Origin of the sequence: Dapis hubbardiae BLCC-M172, from assembly GCF_050016015.1 — a bacterium.
Classification (GTDB): domain Bacteria; phylum Cyanobacteriota; class Cyanobacteriia; order Cyanobacteriales; family Microcoleaceae; genus Trichodesmium.
In genome coordinates, this window is record NZ_JBNHEQ010000083.1 from 46,797 (window position 1) to 48,686 (window position 1,890).

Annotated in this window: 1 protein-coding gene; it reads right to left on the bottom strand. The window is 33.9% G+C overall.

The window, feature by feature from the left end; translation table 11 throughout:
- Positions 1 to 95: 95 nt before the first annotated feature.
- Positions 96 to 1,890, bottom strand: a 1,795-nt coding sequence (locus tag ACP6PK_RS08275; RefSeq protein WP_426559202.1) for an SNF2-related protein, incomplete at its 5' end; no start/stop codon positions are given.

Sequence of the window (1,890 nt, forward strand, 5' to 3'; positions counted from 1 at the left end):
TGGTATTTGGGTCAGTCTGACAGATATCATTTAGGTTTAGCATAGTTCCTGTTAGCTATTTATCTTTTTATTTCTCCCCCTACTTCCCTACTCCCCTACTCATCTTCAATTACTTGATTTCTATCAAGTATTAATAAATTTCTCAACTGGTCTGTATCAAGTTCAGTTAACCATTGTTCACCTGCACCTACTACTTGTTCTGCTAATTCTTTTTTACTTTCAATTAAATCATGTATTTTCTCTTCTAAAGTTCCGGTACAAACAAATTTATGCACCTGAACATTCCGAGTTTGACCAATTCTAAATACCCGATCTGTTGCCTGATTTTCTACTGCGGGATTCCACCATCTGTCAAAGTGAAAAACATGATTAGCGCGAGTCAAATTTAAACCTGTACCTCCAGCTTTTAATGATAGAATCATTATTGGCGGACCTTGAGGATCTAATTGGAATTGGTCTACCATTTCTTCCCTTTTAATTTTGCGGGTAGCTCCATATAAATACAATACTTCTCTACCTAAATTTTTCTCTAAATAAGGTTGTAAAACTTTTCCCCATTCCGCAAATTGGGTAAAGATAATTGCTCGTTCTCCTTCGGAAATTATTTCTTCTAACATTGCTCCTATACGTTGCAATTTTCCAGAGTTTGTATCGCTGATTTCTACTTTTTTCTTACTGCCTTTTTTGATTTGTAAAAGTACGGGATGATTACAGAGTTGTTTTAGTTTTACTAATAAGGCTAAAATTTTTCCTTTTCGCTGAATACCGTCAGCAGCTTCAATTTCTGCTAAAGAATTTTCCACTATATTTTGATAGAGTTTTGCTTGTTCATTTGCTAAAGGGCAAAAGACAATATTTTCTTGTTTTTCTGGTAAATCTTGAATAATATTTTTGTCAGTTTTGAGACGACGCAGAATAAAAGGTTGGACGAGAGAACGTAAAGTTTGTAATGAATTTTTATCCCCATATTTTTCGATAGGAATAGCAAACCGACGTTGGAAAAATTGCTTTTTACCTAAATATCCAGGATTCAAAAAATCTAAAATTGACCATAATTCTGAAAGGCGATTTTCTACAGGAGTTCCTGTTAAGGCAATTCTAAAAGATGCGTCTAATTTTCTTGCTGCTTGAGATTGTTTTGCTTCTGGATTTTTGATATTTTGCGCTTCATCAACTATTATTGACTGCCATTTTATTGTCTGTAATATTTTTTCATCTCGATACAATAAGGCATAACTTGTTATGACTAAATGTTTGTCTTTTACTGCTTTGGCAAATTGTTTACCTTTGGCGCGTTTATCGCCGTGATGTACTATTACTTTTAAACTCGGTCCGAATTTTTTGACTTCTCTTTCCCAGTTTCCTAATACGGAGGTAGGACAAACTAATAATGTGGGTGCTTCGAGTGCTTCTTGTTCTTGTTGGTTTAGCAGAAATGCTATGGTTTGAATGGTGTTATGACAAAGAATATTATTTGCTACAAAGTTATGATGTTTGCTTACTTCAAAATCATAAACCCATCCGTCATATTCGATATCTTCGATAGATTCTATCTGACAATAATAGACTTCTTGATTGAGTAATTTTTGCAGGCGAGTTTTGTGAATTTCTAGTTCTAGAATGTTTAGTAATAAATCAGTTTCTAAAGTTTGAGTTCTCCGTTGCAAAAGTTTATGTCGAGGATATTCGAGTTCGGCAATTCCACTAATAATATGTTCGATACTGTTAATCAACTTTGCCAAGTCAGTAGGAGATAATTCTGGAGAAACTTCTAAATTTTGAGTCTTGTCTTGAGAAAGTTTCTGTTGAGGATATCCTTTTTCTACAACTTTACTAATATCCTCCAGATTATTTAGAACTTTTGCCAAGTCAGTAGAAGAAAATTCTGGA